The organism is Acidobacteriota bacterium (genome assembly GCA_039028635.1).
Classification (GTDB): Bacteria; Acidobacteriota; Thermoanaerobaculia; order Multivoradales; family JBCCEF01; genus JBCCEF01.
Genome location: JBCCHV010000027.1, coordinates 44710 through 62116, shown reverse-complemented (window position 1 = coordinate 62116; position 17407 = coordinate 44710). Strand labels below are relative to the sequence as shown.

The following is a 17407-nucleotide window of genomic DNA, read 5'->3' as shown; positions in this document are numbered from 1 at the left end:
CTCGAAGGGTCATCGTCAGGGCCGGAAGAATCGGCGATGAGACTGCGCTTCGGCTCGCCGCGCCCGCCGCCGTCGCCTTGACAGCTTTCGAGAGGGGCCGGTACTCTCTCCGCCGCTCACGTCGAGCGGCCCTTCCTTTGTTTTTGAAGTTCTCGCCGTCCGGGCGCGCAATCCAAGCGATTTATCGAAGCGAGATCCATGGCAGAACCCACCAAGCACCTCGTCATCGTCGAGTCCCCCGCCAAGGCCAACACCATCAGCCGATTCCTGGGAGGTGACTACCAGGTCGAGGCGAGCTACGGGCATGTTCGCGATCTGCCGCAGAATGCCAAGGAAATTCCGGCCGGAGTCCGCAAGCAGAGCTGGGCACGGTTGGGGGTCAATGTCGACGAGGGCTTCGAGCCGCTCTACGTGGTGCCGGCGGACAAGAAAAAGCACGTCAAGCGTCTCAAGGACGCTCTGCGGGGTGCCGATCGCCTGTTGCTCGCCACCGATGAAGATCGCGAGGGCGAGAGCATCAGCTGGCACGTTCTCGAGCTGCTCGACCCCAAGGGCAAGGTCGACGTCCAGCGGATCGTCTTTCACGAGGTGACGCCGGAGGCCATTCGCTCGGCCCTCGAGTCGCCGCGCAAGGTCAACGAGAACCTGGTGCGGGCCCAGGAGGCGCGCCGGGTGCTCGATCGCCTCTATGGCTACTCGCTGTCGCCGTTGCTCTGGAAGCGGGTGGCCCCGGGCCTGTCGGCCGGTCGGGTGCAGAGCGTCGCGGTGCGCCTGCTGGTCGAGCGCGAGCGTGAGCGGATCGCCTTCCGCAGCTCCACCTATTGGGACCTCAAAGCTCACCTCGAGGCCGAAGGAGGGCGCTTCAAGGGACGCCTGGTGCGGGTCGCCGGCCAGCGCCTGGCGGACGGCAAGAGCTTCGATTCGGCCACCGGCAAGCTGCGCGACACGCAGCGCTTGCTGCTCGATGGTCCGGCTGCCGACGGGTTGCGCCAAGGAGCGCTGGCGGCTCGTCCCTGGAAGGTCTCGAAGCTCGACCTCAAGCCCGGCCAGCAGCGGCCGGCGCCGCCCTTCATCACCTCGACCCTGCAGCAGGAAGGCAACCGCAAGTTGCGCTTCACGGCACGCCGCACGATGAGCGTGGCGCAGCAGCTCTACGAGGGCATCGATCTCGGTGGTGAAAGGATCGGACTGATCACCTACATGCGAACGGACAGCCTGAGCCTCGCCGGGCGCGCCATCGACCAGGCTCGAACGGTGATCGAAAAGGCCTATGGGGCCGAGTACCTGCCCGCCAAGCCGAATCGCTACAAGACCAAATCGAAGGGTGCTCAGGAAGCCCACGAGGCGATTCGGCCGACGGATCTCAGCCGTCGTCCGAAGGACCTGAAGCCTTATCTCAACGACGACCAGTTTCGCCTCTACGAGCTGATCTGGAAGCGCACCATCGCCTGCCAGATGCTGCCGGCGAAGTTCGAGCGCACCAAGCTCGAAGTCGAGGTCGAAGTGGAGGACAAGACCCTGACCTTCGCCGCTTCGGGGCGCCAGATCGTCTTCCCGGGGTTTCTGCGCGCCTACGTCGAAGGCTCCGACGATCCCGACGCGGAGCTCGGTGATCAGGAGACCCTGCTGCCGCCGCTGACGGTCGGTCAAGCGGTCGAGCCCCTGGCCGTCGATGCCGAGGAGCACGCCACCAAGGCGCCTTTCCGCTTCACCGAGGCGAGCCTGGTCAAGCAGCTCGAGGAGGCCGGGATCGGCCGGCCCTCGACCTACGCGTCGATCATCAGCACGGTGCAGGACCGCGGCTACGTGTTCAAGAAGGGCAACGAGCTGATCCCGACCTTCACCGCCTTCTGCGTCACTCAGCTCCTCGAGCAGCAGTTCGAGGATCTCGTCGACACCGAGTTCACGGCCCACATGGAAGGTGCCCTCGACGAAGTCGCCGCCGGCCGCCGAGAGTGGAACAATCTGGTCGGAGGGTTCTTCCTCGGCGGCGAAGAGAAGCCGGGACTGCAGAGGCGGGTCGAGGAGGGAGAGGTGGTCTATCCCGCCATCGAGCTCGGCCGTGATCCGGAGAGCGACGATCCCATCGTCGTCAAGATCGGTCGTTACGGCGCCTACCTGCGCCGCGGCGAAGGCGGCTCCGGCAACATGGCGAGTTTGCCGGAGGACCTGCCGCCGGCGGACTTGACCGTCGAAGCGGCGGTGGAAATGCTGCGCGGTCGCGGCGAGAAGGGCGAGCCGATCACCCGCGATCCCGGGACCGGTCGCGACGTGTACCTGCAGAACGGTCGCTTCGGCGCCTACCTCGAGGTCGACCAGACCGAGGAAGAGAAGGAGAGCAAGGTCAAGCCGCGGCGGGTGTCGGTGCCAAAAGGCATGAAGATCGACGACGTGACGCCGGAGATCGCCGGGCGGCTCATCCTTCTGCCGCGCGAGCTCGGAGCCCATCCGGAGAGTGGCGAGATGATCTCCACCGGCCTCGGCCGCTACGGCCCCTTCGTCAAGCACGAGAAGGACTACCGCAATCTCGCCACCTGGGAAGAGGCCTGCGACCTGACCTTCGAGGCCGCCCTCGAGATTCTCGCCAAGCCCAAGGCCAAGCGCGGCCGGGCCTCCCGCACGGTGCTCAAGGAGCTCGGCGAGGCGGAAGGCGCCGAGGGGCCGATGCAGGTGCTCGATGGTCGCTACGGTCCCTATGTCACGGACGGCAAGACCAACGCCTCTCTGCCCAAGGGTTCGGATCCCCAGGCGGTGACCGTGGAACAGGCCCTGCAGCTCCTCGAAGCGCGCCGCAACGCCCCCAAGCGCCCCCGCCGCCGTCGGCGCTAGCAGGCTGCTGGAAAAGTCGCGCTTCGCGACTTTTCCAGCGCTGCTAGCCGTTTGTTTCGAGAGGGACTGCGCGCCCCTGACTGCGGGTCCCGCTCCGGCCCAGGAGGCGCGGTTCTTGGGCCTCCTCTCCCGTCGCGGCGGCTGAGCCGCCGCCGGGTCCTCTCGGCCCCGGGAGCAGGCCTCTGAAAAAACTCAGGTTCGAGGACTCCTGGTCCGCGAGGGACCCCGAGCCCATAGGGCGAGGCGGCGCCTTAGGCGCCGAGGTCGGGGGTAAAGGCGCGCGACATGTGCGCGCGCCTGAGGGGGGCGCCTTTAGCCCCCCTGAAACAAACAGCAGGCGCTGAAGAAGCCGCCACGCGGCTTTTTCAGCAGCCTGCTAGCGACGGCGTCCGAAGGCGCCTCCGGGGAGGCGCCGGATCCAGCCCTCGAGCTCGAGCTCGAGGAGCGCCGTGAGGGTTTCGTCGATGCTCTTGCCGGTCGCCGTCGCCAACTCGTCGGCGTTCATGGCGTCACCGCGCGGCAGCAGCCCGAAGAGGCGACCGGCGAATCCTGGCAGCTCGGGTGGCGGTGGGCTGGGGCTCGCCGCCAGGGCATCCGGCAGAGAATCGAGCACATCCTGCGGATGGATCGCCGGGTAGGCACCGTCGCGCAACAGGCCGTAGGGACCTGCGCTGCCGCGATGGAAGATGCTGCCCGGAACGACGAAGACGTCGCGATCGAGGTCGAGCGCGTGGCGCACCGTGATCAGGGATCCGGAGCGGGCCGTCGCTTCCACCACCAGAACGGCTCGACAAAGGCCGGCGATGAGGCGATTGCGCACCGGGAAGTGCCAGGGACGGGGCTCGGTGCCGGGGGCGAACTCGCTGATCAGCGCTCCCTGGGAGGCGATGCGCCGGGCCAGCTCGCCGGCGCCGCGGGGATAGTCGACGTCGAGGCCGCAGCCGAGGACGGCAACGGTCGTCCCGCCGGCTTCGAGGCAGGCGCGATGGGCCCGTTGATCGATACCGCGGGCAAATCCGGAGACGATGGTGATGCCGGCTTCGGCGAGGCAGCCGGCGAAGAACGCCGCCGCTTCGAGGCCATAGGTGCTGGCCCGCCGCGAGCCGATCACGGCAACCGCTCGCTGCTCCTGCCAGTCCTGGCCCGCCGCCGCGCCGCGCCGATAGAGCACCGGCGGTGGCTGGGGTAGCCGCCGGAGGATTTCGGGAAAGTCCTCGTCGGCGAGGGTGACGAGCTCGGTGGCCGTCGCTCGCGCCTGTCGTCGCTGTTGTCGGGCGGCCTCGCCGGCGGTGCTCCTCAGCTCCAGGGCGCGGCGGAGGTAGCGGGCCGGGAGGCCGATCTCGTGGGCCAGTGGTGCGGCTTGGGAGAGGGGCTCGCGTCGCCATCGTGGCAGGGTGGCGGCGAGGCGGCAGGTCACCGCCATCGGCAGCGCCGGACAGCCGTGGAGGGCGGTCAGAAGGTCGCGGTCTCGCGCCCGGGGAGAAGATTCTCGAGTCGTCGCCATGCGCCCGGGAAGACGCCGTTGGCACCCCCGAATCGCTCGCTCGGGGCCGGCTCCATGCATCCATCGCCCCAGTTGGTGCTCGTATATACTAGCGAGGTTGATTCTGGTGCTTGTTTTGGCCGACGAGCTCTTGGTTCGCGGCGTGTCATTCGCCGCCGAGCGAGGTGTTCGGTGATCTCAGCGAGGGCGAATGCGATGCGTGCAGTGACTCCCAAGATTTTTCTTCTCGTCCTGACGCTGTTTCCGTTGATCGGCTGCGGCACGAGCGGTGCCGCCGGCGGCGGTGTCTCGGCCCAGGTCGATTTCGGCGTCGACATGGCTCGCCGCGGCCTGTGGAGCGAAGCCCTGTTTCGCTTCCAGCAGGCAGAGCGGCTGGAGCCCAACAACTTCCGAGTGATGAACAATCTGGCCGTCGCCTACGAGGCGAACGGTCTGTTCGACGAAGCCCTCGAGGCCTATCAGAAGGCCCTCGGCGCTTCGCCCAACAATCGCGAGCTGCGCCGCAACTACTCTCGCTTCGTCGAGTTCTACCAGAGCTTCAGGCCGGACGACGAAGACGACAGCGAAGGCTCGGCCGCGGCGAACGAAGGCGGCGGGTGAGGAACCTCCCGACGCCGCTCCGATGTTCCGATTCTGAGCCGGAAATCCCCAACTGGAGGTGGACCATGCACGCGAAGAGAACCTGGCTCGCCGGTCTCGCCCTGTTCCTTTTCACCCTTCCGATGATGGCCTCCGTCGAGGTTCGACTGACCCTGCCGCAGAAAGCGCAGCTCGATCTCAAAGGGCGCAGCTCGATGACCATCGCCCCCTTCCTGGTGGTCACCCAGGAGGGGCAGGAGCGGGTTCAGAACCGCAACATCGATGTCCAGAAAGAGTTCGAGAAGTACCTCTCGAAGACCCTGCGTCGCGAGACCAAGCTCAAGCTCATCGAGGCGCCGCGCCTCGACTATCCGACCTTTGATCTCGACCAGCTGTCGCGCGAAGGGGATTTCTGGGTCTCCGTCGGTGAGCGCACCCAGGCGGACCTGATTCTCGCCGGTGGCCTCGACTTCGACATCCAGGATCGCACCGGCTACCGCACCGAGGAGTACACCTCGCCGTTCAATGGCCGACAGTATTTCCGCCAGGTTCTGGTGGAGCAGACGGGCTTCGAGTACGACATCTTGATGCACGTCTACGACGGCCGCACCGGCGAGCTGCTGCACAGCGACAACTTCAAGGATTTCCAGAGCTACGAGCGCGAGCAGGCGGATCCCTTGGCCGGCATGTTCGAGAACCTCTATGCCCTCGAAGACCGCATCGTCGGTGTGTTCACCCAGAAGGAAATCGAAGCCACCCGTGTTCTCTTCACGGACTGAGAAGGAGCCCTCCTTGAAGCTTTCGAAGACTCTTTTCCTCGCCGCCACGGGGCTCGTCGCCCTCTCTCTGGCGTTGCCGCTGGTGGCTCAGCTCGGTCCTCAATACGGTGGGCGCGGCTTCGGCAAGAACAAGGTCCAGTACCGCGATTTCGACTGGAAGATCTACCACTCGACCCACTTCGACGTGTACTACTACACCGAGGAAGAGGCCTCCCTCGAGAAGGTGGTGTCCTTCGCCGAAAGCGCCTATGACCGGCTGTCGCGGGAGTTCGATTACCAGATTCAGGAGCCGACGCCCCTGATCTTCTATGCCACCCACTCGGCCTTCGAGCAGAACAACATCATTCTCAACTTCATCCCCGAGGGGGTGGGGGCCTTCGCATCACCGGTGCGCTTCCGGATGGTGCTGCCGATCGACCTGCCGGACGATGAGCTGATGAACCTCATCCTCCACGAGCTGACCCACATCTTCCAGTACCACATCCTCTTCCAGGGCCGCTTCGGCAAGGCGATCGCGGCGCGGCCGCCGCTCTGGCTGATCGAGGGCATGGCGAGCTACATGGCGGAGGACGAGACCACCCGCGACAAGATGTTCCTGCGCGACGCGGCGGTCAACGACATCATTCCGCCGATGACGAGCTGGAACGGCGGTGGCTTCTTCGCCTATCGCATCGGCCATGCGGTGCTCGATTACGTCGAGGAGACCTACGGTAAGGACGGCTTCCAGGACTTCGTCTTCGAGCTGCGGAGCTCGATCGGCTCTTCCGTCGGTCGCGCCGTCGAGCGCGCCTTCGGGGTCGAGCCGGAGGACTTCGATGCCGATTTCCGCCGCTGGCTGCGGCGCAAGTACCTGCCGGAGCTGCTCGAGACCGGTGAGCCACGGGACTTCGGCCGTCCCTTCCGGGTGACCCGCGGTCTGCCCAGCCAGATCATCTCGCCGGCGGCCTCGCCTTCCGGCGATCTCCTGGCGGCCTTCACCTCGGAGCGCGGCGACGTCGACATCACGCTGTTCGACACCAAAAAGCGGCGCAACCTGCGCAACCTCACCAAGGGCTTCAGCAGCGACTACCAGTATCTGGTGGCGCAGGAGCTCACCCTGGGACGCAAGTTCGGTCGCGATCTCGCCTTCTCGCCGGACGGCAACACCATCGCCGTCTTCGCCAAGCGCGAGCGCAATCGCAGCCTGCTGCTGGTCGATGCCCTCAACGGCAAGGTGCGCAAGCGCCTCGACCTCGACCACCTCGACCAGCATCTCGCGCCGGCCTGGCATCCGGACGGCCGCCGCCTGGCCTTCTCGGCGATCAAGGATGGCGCCTTCGACATCTACATCGTCGACACCGAGACCGGCGAAGTCGAGAACTTCACCCAGGATTCCTTCTTCGATGCGGCACCCACCTTCTCGCCGGACGGCAAGAGCCTGGTGATGACGACGGTGATCGGCGAGGGCCACGCCAAGCTTTTCCGCATTCCCCTCGACGATCCGAGCAAGCGCTTCCAGCTCACCTTCGGCGATTGGAGCGAGACCGATCCGATCTTCTCGCCCACCGGTCGGCGGCTGTATTTCACCTCCGATCGCACCGGCGTCGAGAACATCTTCGGCCTCGATCTCGAGAGCGGCGAGCTGCACCAGTACACCAACGCCGTGACCGGCTGCTTCATGCCGACGGTGTTGCCGCAGGCGGACGGCACCGAGCGCTTGGTCTACACCGCCATGTGGAAGGGTCGCTTCGACCTCTACGCCATCGAGGTGCCGGAGCCGGTGGTCGAAACGGAGACGGTGCAGATCGCCTCCGAGGCGTCGGATCCGGAGGCTCTGCCGGTCTTCGAGCCCGACATCCAGGTGCCGATCGATGATTCGAACATCGAGGATTACGGCGGCTTCAAGCTGTTTCTCGAAGGCGCCGACGCGGTGGTCGGCATCGACGATGATCAGACCCTGCTCGGCCAGATCGTGCTCAGCTTCACCGACTACCTCGGCGACCAGCGGGTGATCGCGGTGCTGAGCTCGGTCGAGAGCCTGTCGAACTTCGACATCACCTACATCAACCTGAAGAACCGCTGGCAGTGGCAGGTCAACCTGTTCGATGATCGCCTGTTCTACCGCACCTTCGATGATTTCCGCGGCGTCGAACGGGGCGATTCCGCCTACGAGCAGCGCGGTGCGGTGTTCTCGGTGGTGTATCCGTTCACCTTCCAGACCCGATTCGAGGTTGGCGCCGGCTATGTCTTCCGCGAGTTCGACCAGGTCGTGCAGGTGTTCGATCCGGAGCTCGGTCCGGGCACCGGCATCGTGCGAGTCGAAGACGATTTTCCGATCTTCAACCTCGCCTTCGCCGGCGACTCGTCGGCCTTCAACGAAACCGGTCCGGTGAGTGGCCGCCGCTGGCGCCTCGACTTCAGCTACGCCCTCGACACGGAGGAATCGGGCTCGCTGTTCACCTCGACGGAGCTCGAGGTCCGTCAGTACCTGCCGGTGACCCGGCGCAGCGGTTTCGCCCTGCGCGGCTTCTTCGGCGTCAGCGATGGCAACCAGCCGGGACTCTTCGCCCTCGGCGGCTTGGACAACCTGCGCGGCTTCGACTTCCGTTCGCTGGTCGGGACCCACGCCTTCGTCACCAATATCGAGTACCGATTCCCGCTAATCGATGTGCTGGCGACGCCGATCCTCGGCTTCCAGGGCATCCGCGGGATCATCTTCCTGGATGTCGGTGGCGCCTGGTTCGACGAGTTTGAAGATTTCGATATCTGGGATTCGGACAACGATCAGTTCGCCGATGCCCGGGCGTCCTACGGTTATGGAATCTCGGCGCGCTTCGCCGGTCTGACCATCAACTGGGACTTCGCTCGCCAGTACCGCTTCGACCTCGCCGAGGAAGGCTTCAAGACGGACTTCTGGATCGGGACGCGGTTCTAGTCTTTCAGGGGGGTTGTTCCAACCCCCCTCGCCGCAAGAAATGCGATTCTTGCGGCTCACCCCCGAGACGAGCCTCCGGCTCGCGCGCCCTCCTTTTCGGAGGGCGCGTGCGTTCCGTGTCTGGTTCGGCTTCGAGGCCTGAGCGTCAAGTTTGTTCCACTCCTGTCGCCCCAATTCGAGGAGGTCCCGAGACGAGCCCCCGGCTGGCGCGCCCTCCGTTCGGCGGGCGCGTTCGTTTCGTGCTCGACATGGGTTCGATGACCTTTTCGGGGAATTGCTCTCACCCCTCGCCGGGCGTCCCAGTTCAGGGCGGCCCCGACGCGAAGTGTCCTGGCCCTTCGTCCCCCTTCGTGGAGGGCGTTGCCTGTTTCCTTGTTCCCTGGGGATTCCGGGGAATACAATGGTCCCTCCATGCAAATCGACGTGCTAGGAGCTTTTGGCGGCGAGAGTCTCGACTGCCGGATGACCTGTTTGCGGGTCAACGGGACGGTGGCGGTGGATGCCGGCTCGCTGTCCCAGGCGCTGCCCGTCGAGGAGCAGGGGCAGGTGCGATCGATCCTGCTGACCCACTCGCACATGGATCACACCAATTCGTTGCCCTTCTTCATCGAGAACGTCTACGGGCAGACTTCCGAGGCGATCGATCTCTATGCCTCGGCGGCCACCATCTACGCCATCCGCAAGTACCTCTTCAACAACGCCACCTGGCCCGACTTCAGCCGCTTGCCGAACCACCTGTTGCCGGCGGTGCGTTTTCACGAGCTGCGCGACGAGGTGCCGGTGGTGCTCGACGGCGTGACCTTCACTCCGATCTCGGTGCATCACCCGGTACCGACCTTCGGCTTCCTCATCGAGCAAGGCGGCAAGGCGGTGCTGTGGTCGAGTGACACCGGCCCGACGCGCCGACTCTGGGAAGTGGCCAATCAGACCCCCGGCCTGGGCGCGGTGTGTATCGAGACCAGCTTCGACAACTCGCTGCAGCAGGTCGCCGACGTCTCCCAACACCTCACGCCCTGCACCCTCGAGCTCGAGCTCCACAAGTTGGAGAAGAAGGTGCCGGTGCTCCTGCACCACCTCAAGCCGCCTTGCGTGAAGCAGATCCGGCAAGAGGTGAAGGCGCTCAAGAACCCGGATCTCGACTTCCTCGAGCAGGGCCGCAGCTACACCTTCTGATTGCGTCGCGGGTGACGCTGGCCGGTCGCCGGCGGCGCCATTCTCATCTCGCTGTCACCGGTGAGTCGTGATACCTTCAAAGCGCGAAGAGAACGAGCTCTCTCGATCCACCCCAGACAAACGGTCCCACTCGTGATTTCTCACGTTTCTACTCGAATTCGGCGGGAGAGGTACCAGCCCTGATGCGCATCGCTGTGCTGGGTTCCGGGAGCCGCGGCAACGCCCTGGTGGTCGAATCCGAGGGGCGATTGCTGCTGGTCGATGCTGGGTTCTCCTGCAAGCAGCTCGAGAAACGTCTCGCCTCCCTCGGGGTCGAGGCGGCGGACCTGGCGGCGGTGCTGGTGACCCACGAGCACGGCGATCACATCCGCGGGGTCGACGTCCTGGCGCGGCGCTATGGGCTGCCGGTGTATGCCACCGAGGGCACCTTGGAGGCCTGTCGCGGACTCCGCGACGAGGTCCGCGAGGGGGCCTGCATCATCGCCTCGGGTCGGCCCTTCCATGTCGCCGATTTCGAGGTCGAGCCCTTCGCCGTGCCCCACGACGCTCGCGAGCCGGTGGGGCTGGTGATTCAGAGCGCCGACGGTCACCGCCTCGGGCTGGCGGCCGATCTCGGCAGCCGCAGCCGTCTCGCCTGGGGCCGTTTGACGGACCTCGACATCCTGGTGATCGAGACCAATCACGATCTCGAGATGCTGCGCAACGGTCCCTACCCGTGGTCCCTCAAGCAGCGGGTGGCGGGGCGTCACGGTCATCTTTCGAATCGCGATGCGGCGGACGGCTTGCCGGAGCTGATCAATGATCGGCTGCGCTGGGTCGTCCTGTACCATCTTTCCCAAACCAACAATCTGCCGGCCCTGGCCGCCTCGGAGGTGGGGGAGACCCTCGCCCGCGAGGGTGCGCCGGCGCAGGTGGCCATGACGGAGCAGGATCGTCCCACTTCCTGGCTGGAGGTATCCCCTTGAAGGCAAGAGTCACTGTCTATCCGCGTCGCGAAATCCTCGACCCTCAGGGCAAGGCGATTCTCGCTGCCCTCGCCGGCGTCGGCTTCGACGATGTCGAAGACGTGCGGGCCGGCAAGAGCTTCGAGATCGTGCTCGGCACCGACGACTCCGAGCAGGCCAACGCCCGGCTCGACGAGATGTGTCGCAAGCTGCTCGCCAATACGGTGGTGGAGGACTACGCCATCGAGATCCTCGAGGAGCCCGAACCGTGAGGTGTGGAGTCGTCGTCTTTCCGGGCTCGAACTGCGATCACGACGTCTACCACGTGCTGAAGCACGTTCTCGAGCAGGAAACGGTGTTCCTCTGGCACGGCGACGAAGACCTCAAGGGTTGCGACCTGGTGGTGTTGCCGGGCGGGTTTTCCTACGGCGACTACCTGCGCGGCGGAGCGCTGGCGGCGTTGTCGCCGGTGATGGCGGCGGTCAAGCGCCATGCCGAAGCCGGCGGGTCCGTGCTCGGTATCTGCAACGGCTTCCAGATCCTGCTCGAAGCCGGCCTCCTGCCGGGGGCGATGCGGCGCAATGAGAACCTGCGCTTTCTTTGCCAGGATGTTTTCCTGCGGGTCGAACGGGACGACCTGCCCTTCACCCGCGAGTACTCCACGGGGCAGGTGGTGCGCATGCCGATCGCCCACGCCGAGGGCAACTACGAGGACACGGCAGAAGCCCTCGACCAGCTCGAGGCCGGTGACCAGGTGGTGTTTCGCTATGTCGACGCCGACGGTGGCGACGCCGGCGGCAACGTCAACGGCTCGGCGCGGGCGATCGCCGGGGTCTGCAACGCCGGTGGCAACGTGCTCGGCATGATGCCGCACCCGGAGCGCTGCTCCGAGCAGATTCTGGGCAACACCGATGGCTTGGCGCTGTTCGCCGGCACCGTGCGGTCGACCCTCTCGGGGGTGGTGTCGTGAGCACTGCGGAGCCCACCGTCGATCAACAGCTCGCCGCCGAGCACGGTCTGACGGAGGAGGAGTTCGGCACCCTCTGCTCGCTCCTCGGGCGGACCCCGAACTACACCGAGCTCGGCATCACCTCGGCCCTGTGGTCGGAGCATTGTTCCTACAAGTCGTCGCGTGCGTATCTGCGCACCTTCCCGACGGAGGGGCCCCATGTCCTCCAGGGACCCGGCGAAAACGCCGGCGTCGTCGACCTCGGCGAGGGGCTGGTGGCGGCCTTCAAGATGGAGAGCCACAACCACCCCAGCTTCATCGAGCCCTACCAGGGGGCGGCGACCGGCGTCGGCGGCATTCTGCGCGACATCTTCACCATGGGGGCGCGGCCCGTCGCCTGCATGGACTCGCTGCGCTTCGGCGAGCTCGACGCACCGCGCATGAAGTACCTGGTGGACGGCGTGGTGCGCGGCATCGGCGACTACGGCAACTGCGTTGGCATCCCCACCGTCGGCGGCGAGACCGGCTTCCACCGTTCCTACAACGGCAACATCCTGGTCAACGCCTTTGCCGTCGGCATCGCTCGCCGCGAGCGCATCTTCACCGCCAAGGCCACCGGCGTCGGCAATCCCATCCTCTACGCCGGCAGCCGCACCGGCCGTGACGGCATTCATGGCGCCACCATGGCGTCCGAGTCCTTCGACGGCGAGAGCGAGGCCAAGCGTCCGACGGTGCAGGTGGGCGATCCCTTCACCGAGAAGGTGCTCCTCGAAGCCTGCCTCGAGGCCATGCGCACCGGCGCCGTGGTGGCGATTCAGGACATGGGGGCCGCCGGCCTGACCAGCTCGGGCTTCGAGATGGCCGGCCGGGGCGGCACCGGCGTGAAGCTCGATCTCACCGCCGTGCCGCTGCGCGAGCCCGGCCTTTCGCCCTACGAGATCATGCTCTCCGAGTCTCAGGAGCGGATGGTTTTGGTGGCGCGTCGGGGGCGCCAGGAGGAGATCGAAAAGGTCTTCCGTCGTTGGGGCCTCGAGGTCGCCCAGATCGGCGAGGTCACCGATACCGGTCGGGCGGTGCTGTCGATGCACGGCGAGGTGGTGGCCGATATGCCGATCGCGCCGCTCACCGAGGAAGCGCCGATCTACCGCCGCCCGGCGGAGCCGCCCCAGGATCTCGCCGAGCGCCATCGGCGGCAGGATCTCGACCTGCCGGACGATCCCGGGCAGGCGCTGTTCGATCTGCTGTCGACGCCGGAGATGGGCAGCAAGGAGTGGATCTGGCGGCAGTACGACCACACCGTGCGCACCAACACCATTCAGGGTCCTGGCGGCGATGCCGCGGTGCTGCAGATCAAAGGCGCCGCCTCGGGCCTGGCGATGACCAGCGACGTCAATCCCACCTACTGTTGGCTCGATCCCCGCACCGGCGGTGCTCAGGCGGTGACCGAGGCGGTGCGTAATCTCGCCTGCGTCGGCGCCGAGCCCCTCGGGCTGACCGATTGCCTCAACTTCGGCAACCCCGAGAACCCGGAGATCGCCTGGCAGTTCCAGGAGGCCATCGTCGGCATGTCGGAGGCCTGTCGGGCTCTCACTGTGCCGGTGATCTCGGGCAACGTGTCCTTCTACAACGAGACCGATGGAGTTTCCGTCCACCCGACGCCGACGGTGGCGATGGTGGGCGTGGTGCCGGTGCTCGATCGGGTTCCGGAGTCGAGCTTCGTCCGCGAGGGGCATCGTTTGGTGCTGCTCGGCGAAGATCGCGAGGAATATGGCGGCTCGGCCTATGCCCGCCTGTTGCTCGATGTCGAGCAGGGAGCGCCGCCGGCGGTGGACCTCGACCACGAAGCGCGTTTGGCGGAGCTGCTGCGGGTGCTGGCCTTCAACGGCAGCCTGTGGACCGCCCACGACCTCTCCACCGGCGGTCTCGCGGTGGCCCTGGCGGAGGCCACCTTCGGTCGCCGCCTGGGGGCGCGGGTCGAGGTTCCGGGGAGTGCCCTGGGGCTGTTCTCGGAGACCCAGGGGCGAGTGCTGGTGGCCTGCGATGGCGGCGAGCTCGACACCGTCCTCGGCCGGGCCGAAAAGGCCGGAGTGGCGGCCCGGGAGATCGGCGAGGTCGGCGGTGAAGAGCTCGACATTGGCTTTGACGGGGGCCGCCTGCAGCGTTCCGTCGCCGAGCTTCACGAGGCTTGGTCGACGGCTTTGCCGCGAGCGCTCGGAGTCTGAGGCCCCGCGCCGGGAGGGGTAAGCCGTGGCATCGAGGTTACGGACGATGGCACGGACCTCGCCGACGCGCTTCCGCTGTCGGCGGCCGACCGCCGGCCGGCGGTGCACATCCCGCTCCGCGGAGGCCCCTTGATCACCGTCGAGGAGCGCTGGGGAGTCGTCCGATTGAAGATGACCCGGCGCCTCTTCGGGCGGCCGATCCACAGCGTTTCGGCCTATCTCTTGGACCGTCTGCTGATCGACGCCGGGCCACCCGGCTGCGGCGCTGCCCTCGTCGAGTGGTTGCGGCAGGACCGGCGCGGTCGGCGGGTCGAAGCGGTGCTCTTGACCCATCACCACGAGGACCACGTCGGAGGTGCCGCTCGGCTGGCGGCGGAGCTGCGTTTACCCCTCTTCGCCCCCGCGCTGGCGGTCGAGCGCTTGGCTCGCCGGCAGCCCATTCCGCTCTATCGCCGGCTGGTCTGGGGAGTCCCCACGCCGTGCGTCGCTCAGCCCCTCGAGGACGAGTCACGCTTCGCCGGTCGCTCTCTCGAGGTGATCGCCACTCCGGGCCATGCCTTCGACCACGTGTGCCTGCTCGACCGTGAAAGCGGCTTGCTGTTCAGTGGCGACCTCTATGTCCACGAGCGGGTGCGCTCGCTGCGGCGCATCGAGAACCCCTGGATTCACCTCGACTCGCTGCGCCGGGTGCTGGCGCGGGAGCCACGCAATCTGGCGTGCGCCCACGCCGGCTTCGTGGCGGCAGCCGATCCGGCCCTGCAGCGCAAGATCGACTTCTGGGAGACCCTGGCCCAGAGCGCTGCCGAGCTCGCCGCCGCCGGCTGGTCGCGGCGCCGCATCCGCCGCCGACTGCTCGGTCGGGAGAGCTGGCTGACCTGGCTCAGCCTGGGTGACTTCTCGAAGGCACGCCTACTGCGGTCGCTGCTCCGGCCGCCGGGGTCAGACTCCCGGTAGGGTGAGGGGAGTGGTCGCCGGCGCCGTCTGCCAGGCGAGCTGGGCGGCCCGACTCAGCAGCAGAATCAAGAGCACCAGGCCGGCTCCCGCGGCCGGTCGGCGCAGCCGCTCCGGGAGCCAGCGGGCGCCAGCCAGCAGTAGCGCCGCCGCCGCCGCCGACAGCCACCAACCCTCGCGCAGCAGTGCCTCCGCGATGGCGCTCGGCAGCGCCGTGAAGTAGAGCGGTACGGCGACGGCCCCGGCGAGCGCCCAGCGCGGCCGGCGGCTGAACAGGATCTCTCCGGCAGCGATCATCCAGGAGCAGCGGGCGAGGCTGGCGATGGCGAGATCCGAGAGCGAGGTCCAGGGCCCTTCGCCGCTGCGCAAGAGCTCCTGGAAGACCGCCACGGCGAGGCAGGTGATCGCCCCGAAGGCGGCGGCGAGGCGCCATCCCAAGGGCTCGAGCTTGCGCCAGCCGGCGAGCAGCGTCAGGTCGATCAGCAGCAATATCGGCAGACACACCATCAGCGCCCGCACCGCCGCGTCCGTCGGCCGGTAGGTGCCCCAGCCGGCGGCGATCAGGGCGTCTGGTCGCGCCGCTGTCTGGAGGGCGGCGAACATGATGGCGGCGAGCAAGAGGGGGATCGCCAGCAGTGTCCAGGAGCGCCGTTCGTCGGGCTCTCGGCGGGCGAGCTCCCAGGGGCCGAAAACATGGCCACCGAAGGTGACGAAGGTGATCGCGAGGGCGAGGATCTCGATCACGGCTCAGCTCGGCCGCGGCCCGGCGTCGGGCCAGGGGATTTCGACCAGCCACTGTTCTTCCCCCAGGGCCGCGAGATGGTGCGAGACGGAATCGCCACCGGGCGGCACCGGCCAGTGCGGGGCGATGGCGGCGAGAGGGGCGAGGGCGAAGCGGCGCTCCAGCAAACGGGGATGCGGCAGCCGTAGCTCGCGACGCTGGCTGACGGTGTCGCCGTAGAGCAGGAGATCGATGTCGAGGGGCCGGGGGCCGTCGCGCTCGCCGGGCCTCGCCACCAGCGCCCGGCCGGCGGCCAGCTCGAGACCCTTGGCGAGGGCGAGGACCGCATCTGGCGAGAGCACCGTTCGCCCGACGGCGACGGTATTGAAGTAGTCCTGTTGGGGAGGGGCGGCGCGTTGGCGCCGGGCGGCGAGGGGGCGGCTGCGGTAGAGGGGGCCGACCTGCAGGGAGCCGACGAGGTCTTCGAGGCAATCGAGAGCCTGCCCCAGAGTGCCGACCGCCGACTCGCCGCGAGACGGTAGGTTGGCACCCAGGCCAAGGGCGAAGGGCACGGCGTCAGTCGTCGTCTTCTTCGTCCTCGAGGTCGACATCGATCGGCTCGCCGGTGGGTTCGGCGACCTCTTCCTCCTCTTCGTCTTCCTCTTCTTCCTCGTCGCCGTCCGACTCTTCTCCGAGCTCTTTCTCCTTCTCGTCGTCTTCGAGCTCTTCTTCGTCGGTCACTTCCTCTTCTGGCTCCGGCTCCGGCTCGGCCGCCTTCTTCTTCTTCTTCTTCTTCGGGGGTTTCGGGGTGGCGGCGTCCTCATCCTGGTTCCAGCCGCACTTCGGGCAAATCTTTTCCGGCCTGCCGAGGTCGTAGAACTTGGCATCGCAGTTCGTACAGGCGTGCTTGGCTCCCAGCTTTCCGTCCGGCATCGATTGTCTCCCCGAGAGATCGTTCCCTGATTCGAGAGGCGCAGAAGCTAGCACCGAGATGTCGAGGCTGTCAACCGACTGCGCAGGGACCGAAATGAATCGTCCGGAGGATCCGTTATGCCCTGGTGGAGGCGCTCCTGCAGGGCGTCGTTTGCACCGGATTCTCGCCGGGAGGTAGCATGAATTCCATGACGCGCTTGCGGAACCTTCTTCTCTTGTCATTGCTGCTGTCGGGGACCTTCTCCGCGGTTGCCGCCGAGATCGCGGATCCTCGCGATAAGAGCCTCTCCGGGAGCGCTCGCCTCGAGGCCCTGATCGAGCGCATCAAAGGCGCCCAGGGCGATCTCGAAACCCTCGAAGCGCGCTTCGTTCAGCATCAGGAAAGCGCTCTCCTGCTGGAGCCCGAGGAGTCCTCGGGCACCTTTCAGTTCGCGGCCCCCGATCAGGTGCGCTGGGAGTACACCGACCCGACGCCGATCTCGGTGGTGATCGATGGCAAGTCGATGACCACCTGGTACCGCGATCTGGGACGGGCCGAGACGCTCGAGGTGGGACGCTACTCGAGCCAGATCTTCAAGTATCTCGGTGCGAGTGGCTCGATGGAGACGCTGCTCGATTACTTCGACGTCAACGTTCGTTTTCCGAGCGATGGCGCCGATCCCTATGCCTTGGTGATGAAGCCGCGCTATTCGCGCATTGCCAAGAAGCTCGAGTCGATGACCCTGTGGGTCGATGCCGAGGCCTATCTGCCGGTCCGGCTGCGCTACGTCGGGGCCGACGGCGATTCGACCGAGTACCGCTTCGAAAACCTCAAGATCAATCAGGGGATCCCGGCGGAGCGCTTCGAGCTCGACCTGAACGAGGAAGTCGACGTGCAGCGCATCGACCTGCCGCGTAGCGGTTAGCCCG

15 protein-coding genes are annotated in these 17407 nt (G+C 66.7%); 11 read left to right on the top strand and 4 right to left on the bottom strand.

Features of this window, described 5'->3' with window-relative positions; all coding sequences use genetic code 11:
• Window positions 1–198 precede the first annotated feature (198 nt).
• A complete protein-coding gene (gene topA / locus AAF604_12690) occupies window positions 199–2829 on the top strand; it encodes a type I DNA topoisomerase (GenBank protein MEM7050515.1) in 2631 nt (876 codons plus the stop codon).
• A 376-nt stretch (window positions 2830–3205) separates the two neighbouring features.
• Here the strand turns inward: topA and dprA are convergent, their stop codons facing one another.
• Complete coding sequence (dprA, locus tag AAF604_12685; GenBank protein MEM7050514.1) at window positions 3206–4333, bottom strand: DNA-processing protein DprA; 1128 nt, start codon at window positions 4331–4333, stop codon at window positions 3206–3208.
• A gap of 195 nt (window positions 4334–4528) precedes the next feature.
• On the opposite strand from dprA, the gene AAF604_12680 reads away from it, so the two are divergent.
• The 9 genes from AAF604_12680 to AAF604_12640 all read left to right on the top strand — a co-directional run bounded on the left by AAF604_12680 (window position 4529) and on the right by AAF604_12640 (window position 14847).
• Window positions 4529–4933 carry a tetratricopeptide repeat protein gene (locus tag AAF604_12680; GenBank protein MEM7050513.1) on the top strand — a complete coding sequence of 135 codons (405 nt, stop codon included), beginning with the start codon at window positions 4529–4531 and terminating at the stop codon, window positions 4931–4933.
• A 65-nt stretch (window positions 4934–4998) separates the two neighbouring features.
• The gene (locus AAF604_12675; GenBank protein ID MEM7050512.1) at window positions 4999–5691 is read left to right on the top strand and encodes a hypothetical protein; all 693 of its coding nucleotides are present in this window, start codon (window positions 4999–5001) and stop codon (window positions 5689–5691) included.
• Window positions 5692–5704: 13 nt separating this feature from the next.
• Window positions 5705–8605 (top strand): BamA/TamA family outer membrane protein, encoded by a 2901-nt coding sequence (locus AAF604_12670; GenBank protein ID MEM7050511.1) that lies wholly within the window; start codon window positions 5705–5707, stop codon window positions 8603–8605.
• A gap of 411 nt (window positions 8606–9016) precedes the next feature.
• Window positions 9017–9778, top strand: coding sequence for a 3',5'-cyclic-nucleotide phosphodiesterase (locus AAF604_12665; protein ID MEM7050510.1), 762 nt, complete (start codon window positions 9017–9019; stop codon window positions 9776–9778).
• A 182-nt stretch (window positions 9779–9960) separates the two neighbouring features.
• Window positions 9961–10743 carry an MBL fold metallo-hydrolase gene (locus tag AAF604_12660; protein ID MEM7050509.1) on the top strand — a complete coding sequence of 261 codons (783 nt, stop codon included), beginning with the start codon at window positions 9961–9963 and terminating at the stop codon, window positions 10741–10743.
• The gene (gene purS / locus AAF604_12655) at window positions 10740–10994 is read left to right on the top strand and encodes a phosphoribosylformylglycinamidine synthase subunit PurS (GenBank protein MEM7050508.1); all 255 of its coding nucleotides are present in this window, start codon (window positions 10740–10742) and stop codon (window positions 10992–10994) included. The genes AAF604_12660 and purS overlap by 4 nt, the downstream gene beginning before the upstream one ends.
• Entirely contained in the window at window positions 10991–11692 is a 702-nt protein-coding gene (gene purQ, locus AAF604_12650; GenBank protein ID MEM7050507.1) for a phosphoribosylformylglycinamidine synthase subunit PurQ, read from the top strand. Before purS ends, purQ begins: the two co-directional genes overlap by 4 nt.
• Complete coding sequence (purL, locus tag AAF604_12645; protein ID MEM7050506.1) at window positions 11689–13893, top strand: phosphoribosylformylglycinamidine synthase subunit PurL; 2205 nt, start codon at window positions 11689–11691, stop codon at window positions 13891–13893. Before purQ ends, purL begins: the two co-directional genes overlap by 4 nt.
• A 129-nt stretch (window positions 13894–14022) precedes the next feature.
• Window positions 14023–14847: an MBL fold metallo-hydrolase gene (locus AAF604_12640; GenBank protein ID MEM7050505.1), complete on the top strand. Its 825-nt coding sequence runs from the start codon at window positions 14023–14025 to the stop codon at window positions 14845–14847.
• On the opposite strand, the gene AAF604_12635 is transcribed toward AAF604_12640, so the two are convergent.
• From AAF604_12635 to AAF604_12625, 3 genes are read right to left on the bottom strand one after another with little or no spacing between them, the layout of a single operon-like run.
• Entirely contained in the window at window positions 14833–15588 is a 756-nt protein-coding gene (locus tag AAF604_12635; GenBank protein ID MEM7050504.1) for a hypothetical protein, read from the bottom strand. The genes AAF604_12640 and AAF604_12635 overlap by 15 nt on opposite strands.
• 3 nt (window positions 15589–15591) lie before the next feature.
• Window positions 15592–16137 (bottom strand): 2-amino-4-hydroxy-6-hydroxymethyldihydropteridine diphosphokinase, encoded by a 546-nt coding sequence (gene folK, locus AAF604_12630; GenBank protein MEM7050503.1) that lies wholly within the window; start codon window positions 16135–16137, stop codon window positions 15592–15594.
• A gap of 4 nt (window positions 16138–16141) precedes the next feature.
• Entirely contained in the window at window positions 16142–16498 is a 357-nt protein-coding gene (locus AAF604_12625) for an FYDLN acid domain-containing protein (protein MEM7050502.1), read from the bottom strand.
• 179 nt (window positions 16499–16677) lie between these two features.
• Between AAF604_12625 and AAF604_12620 the strand changes: the two genes are divergently transcribed.
• Entirely contained in the window at window positions 16678–17403 is a 726-nt protein-coding gene (locus AAF604_12620; GenBank protein ID MEM7050501.1) for an outer membrane lipoprotein carrier protein LolA, read from the top strand.
• Window positions 17404–17407 lie beyond the last annotated feature (4 nt).

Coding starts and splice junctions, on each gene's coding strand:
- AAF604_12620 (MEM7050501.1), top strand. CDS start 16,678: ATGAATTCCATGACGCGCTTGCGGAACCTTCTTCTCTTGTCATTGCTG.
- topA (MEM7050515.1), top strand. CDS start 199: ATGGCAGAACCCACCAAGCACCTCGTCATCGTCGAGTCCCCCGCCAAG.
- AAF604_12660 (MEM7050509.1), top strand. CDS start 9,961: ATGCGCATCGCTGTGCTGGGTTCCGGGAGCCGCGGCAACGCCCTGGTG.
- AAF604_12625 (MEM7050502.1), bottom strand. CDS start 16,498: ATGCCGGACGGAAAGCTGGGAGCCAAGCACGCCTGTACGAACTGCGAT.
- AAF604_12665 (MEM7050510.1), top strand. CDS start 9,017: ATGCAAATCGACGTGCTAGGAGCTTTTGGCGGCGAGAGTCTCGACTGC.
- AAF604_12675 (MEM7050512.1), top strand. CDS start 4,999: ATGCACGCGAAGAGAACCTGGCTCGCCGGTCTCGCCCTGTTCCTTTTC.
- dprA (MEM7050514.1), bottom strand. CDS start 4,333: ATGGCGACGACTCGAGAATCTTCTCCCCGGGCGCGAGACCGCGACCTT.
- AAF604_12680 (MEM7050513.1), top strand. CDS start 4,529: ATGCGTGCAGTGACTCCCAAGATTTTTCTTCTCGTCCTGACGCTGTTT.